A 3,228-nucleotide genomic window follows, 5' to 3' on the forward strand; every position below is an offset into this window, starting at 1 on the left:
TGGCATCCGGCGCATTTAAAATTCAGTCTGTCACAGCCGATACTTTTGGAAGCCAAGGAATGGTACGCCATGAAAATGGAGCAGCTTCATTTGATGCGAGTCGCGTCGTGCCCACCGGTCCACAAAACGTCCCCCAGCACGTTTGTCAGCCCATCATCCTCTATCTGGGCCACCCGAGGTAAAGGATCACGGGGACTATGGTGTTTTCTGGGCGGGTGTCGCTTGCAATGCGCGGCGTACCGTGTGCGCCGTCAGATACATATGCCTGTTTCTGGGCGTTGGTCATGCTGACAGTGCTGTTGTTATCTATCGGCACCACTGACAGCATGGTGGGCACGTTTACATAATTCTGGCGTTCTGACGCACCACCGTATCCGTGTACATGCCCCTGTAACGCGTCTTCTTGCCAGCCTCCGGCCTCCCGATCTGTCCCAAGCACCCAAGCTCGGAAAGGCGAAGTGCAAAACAATAACCCTCAACCATCCAAGGAGATACTATGAGCGCCACTATGTACACAATCGACCTGCGCACCGGCGCGCTTACCGGCTCCCGCCCCGCTCAGGTTGTGGGCGGTAAGGAGTTGACCGTCTGCGCTGGGGCTACGCCCGTGGCTCCGCCCGCAGACATCCCGACCAGACACGCGGCCCGCTGGACGGGCAGCGCCTGGGAGGTAGTGGAGGATCACCGCCAGCATATGGATTCCAAAGGCACCAAAACCGGCGGCACGCCCTTCTGGCAGCCCGCTATGGGCGACGACTACACCAGCCAGCCCCGCTATATGGAGACTCTCGGCCCACTGCCCAAAGGGGCCGTGACGGAACGCCCGGCCAAGCCGCTGGCCGTACTGAAGGCCGAAAAAGAGCGCGAGGTCAAGACGGCCTGCGACGCGGCCATCGTTGCCAGCCTGACCATGCCCACAGCTACGCCCTCCACCACAGAGGTGGCCGTGGCCGCCGCCTCCCTGGTCAGCGTTGACCCTGACGGACCGGACACCCTACTGGCCCTGCATACGGCCCGCCGCGACGAGCTGCTGGCCGCCGTGGCCGCAGCCGATTCCACCGACGCCCTGGCCGACGTTGAGGTCAGCTATGCGGTGTAGTCCGTAACCAGGCCCGGCCGGACCGCTCTTTGACAACCACATAGGGATTTGACCGATAAGGCACACAAAAGGAGGCAGTATGTCCATTGTGTGCCTGAAGTACAAAAGTAAGCCCTGGGTGGTCAAATACCGTGAGCCGTGGAGCGGCAGGCCCCGCCAGCGGGCCTTTGCCCAGGAGAAGGACGCTCTTGCCTTTGAGGAGGCCCAGGCATCGCTCTATGAGCGGGAGCGGGCCATCATCAAGGCCGTGCGGCGGCGGAGAGCCCAGGGCCGCCCGGCGAGCCCCACGATAACCGAAGTTCTGGATCGTTATCTGGACAGCCTGGGCAATCCGGCCACTAGGGCCGCCAGCGCGTACCATCTGCGGCTGTTTACGGATATCTACGGCCAGCGCAAGGCTCACTGTCTGACGGTGGAGGACGTGGGCGCGTTTCTCGCGCTGCAGCAACAACGCGGCGTGAGTAAAAGCACGGCCTGCCGCCGCATGGGCATCGTCCGGGCCGCCTATAACTGGGCGGCCCGCTGGGGTCTGCTGCCCACCAATCCACTGGCGGGCCTCCAACTGGCCAGCCCCGCGCCGCAGACGCCGGACCCGCCCACGGCCCGTGAAGCTCGGATGCTCTATGCGACGGCCGCGCCGCATGTGCAGCGGGTGATCGCCCTAGGCATGGCCACCGGCGCGCGCATAGGTCCGTCAGAGCTTTTTCGTCTGCGCTGGACGGATATTGATACGCGCGGAGCCGTGCTACGTATGCCTAATGCGGCCAAGGGCGCACGCGCCGAGGCCCGTGAGGTGCCCTTGCGGCAGGATGTACTGCGCCTGCTGCGACGCTGGGAAGCTGAGGATGCGGGCAATGGCTGCCCGTGGGTCATCCACTATAGAGGGCGGCCCGTGCGTAGCATCAGCCGGGCCTGGCGCAATACACTGCGCCGGGCGGGTATTGAGCGACGCATCCGGCCCTATGACCTGCGCCACGCTTTTGCAAGTCGGGCGCTGGACAATGCGGCGGACCTGAAGTGCGTGGCCGAGGTCATGGGCCACGCTAACGAAAAAATGATCGTGAGATTTTACCGCCATACCAGCGCCAAGCAGCGTCGCAAGGCGGTAAATGCGGCCCCGTCGCTGGGGCTGGACTGAACTCGGCAGAGGCGGGGGCGTTGAGAGCGCCCCCACCGGCCCGGCTGGGGAAGCCGGACCACGGCCCCACACGACGGACCGTCCATCGTGCGGAGTAACCGCCTGCTGTGTTTACCCTTGGCAAAGGGCGTAAACACGCTAGCAGGCCGTTGCACGGGGCGCAACATCATTACATACCATGCAAAAGGATAATTGCGAAGAAATCAGGTGCTGCCATTGCGGCAAACTCCTGGCCAAAGGCCAGGCCAGGATTATGGAATTCAAATGCCCCCGCTGCGGGGCTTTCACCATCGTGAGGGCCGAGCGCCCCGACTCCGAGCCGCCGGACGGCCTGCCACGGAGTAATGCTTGCTGAAAGTAGGCAGCCTGTTCAGCGGGGCCGGTCTGTGTGACCTGGGCCTCACCTGGGCGGGCTTTGAACATCAATGGTTTTGCGAGATCGACCCGTTCTGCCGGGCGGTGCTCGCCAGGCACTGGCCGGGCACCCCCATATATAGTGACGTGTCCGGACTCAGAGGGGCGGACCTGCCGCCTGTGGACGTGCTGTGTGGTGGTTTCCCATGTCAGGATGTCAGCAGCGCGGGCGGCCGCGCGGGTATCAAACAAGGGACAAGGAGCGGTTTGTGGTATGAATATGCGCGGCTCATCGGGGAAGTCCGGCCCCGTTACGTCATCATTGAAAACGTGCGGGGCCTGCTTTCCTGCGGTATTGAGAGCGTCCTGCAAGACCTGGCCGCGCTCGGGTACGATGCGGAATGGGAAGTGCTGCCCGCGGCCGCCCTTGGCGCTCCGCACCATCGGGAGCGGGTTTTCATTGTTGCCTACCCCCACGGTCGCCTGCCTGACGGAGAGCATCGGTTGCTGTCTCCGCTCCAGAGAATCCTGGGAAACGTCAACCAATCTCCGCAGCTTTTTGCTTGGCTGGGCCTACGGATTGACCGGGCGACGAAAAACGTCCGCCTTGGAAGTCTATCCCGGACCCGTCATTTAT

4 protein-coding genes and 1 pseudogene are annotated in these 3,228 nt (G+C 63.1%); all 5 read left to right on the forward strand.

What is annotated here, in order from left to right:
* Positions 1–182 (forward strand): annotated as a pseudogene (locus HMPREF1022_RS18930) (hypothetical protein); the annotation flags it as partial.
* A gap of 314 nt (positions 183–496) precedes the next feature.
* On the forward strand, positions 497–1,099 hold the full coding sequence (locus HMPREF1022_RS11375; protein WP_009303218.1) for a hypothetical protein: 603 nt from the start codon (positions 497–499) through the stop codon (positions 1,097–1,099).
* A 79-nt stretch (positions 1,100–1,178) separates the two neighbouring features.
* On the forward strand, positions 1,179–2,237 hold the full coding sequence (locus tag HMPREF1022_RS11380) for a tyrosine-type recombinase/integrase (protein ID WP_009303219.1): 1,059 nt from the start codon (positions 1,179–1,181) through the stop codon (positions 2,235–2,237).
* 178 nt (positions 2,238–2,415) lie between these two features.
* A complete protein-coding gene (locus HMPREF1022_RS19090) occupies positions 2,416–2,592 on the forward strand; it encodes a Com family DNA-binding transcriptional regulator (protein ID WP_083823233.1) in 177 nt (58 codons plus the stop codon).
* A partial coding sequence (locus HMPREF1022_RS11385; protein WP_009303220.1) for a DNA cytosine methyltransferase occupies positions 2,586–3,228 on the forward strand: 643 nt, incomplete at its 3' end. The genes HMPREF1022_RS19090 and HMPREF1022_RS11385, both read left to right, overlap by 7 nt.

The sequence above is a fragment of the Desulfovibrio sp. 6_1_46AFAA genome, assembly GCF_000224635.1.
Lineage (GTDB): Bacteria > Desulfobacterota > Desulfovibrionia > Desulfovibrionales > Desulfovibrionaceae > Desulfovibrio > Desulfovibrio fairfieldensis.

Coding starts and splice junctions, on each gene's coding strand:
- HMPREF1022_RS11375 (WP_009303218.1), top strand. CDS start 497: ATGAGCGCCACTATGTACACAATCGACCTGCGCACCGGCGCGCTTACC.
- HMPREF1022_RS11380 (WP_009303219.1), top strand. CDS start 1,179: ATGTCCATTGTGTGCCTGAAGTACAAAAGTAAGCCCTGGGTGGTCAAA.
- HMPREF1022_RS19090 (WP_083823233.1), top strand. CDS start 2,416: ATGCAAAAGGATAATTGCGAAGAAATCAGGTGCTGCCATTGCGGCAAA.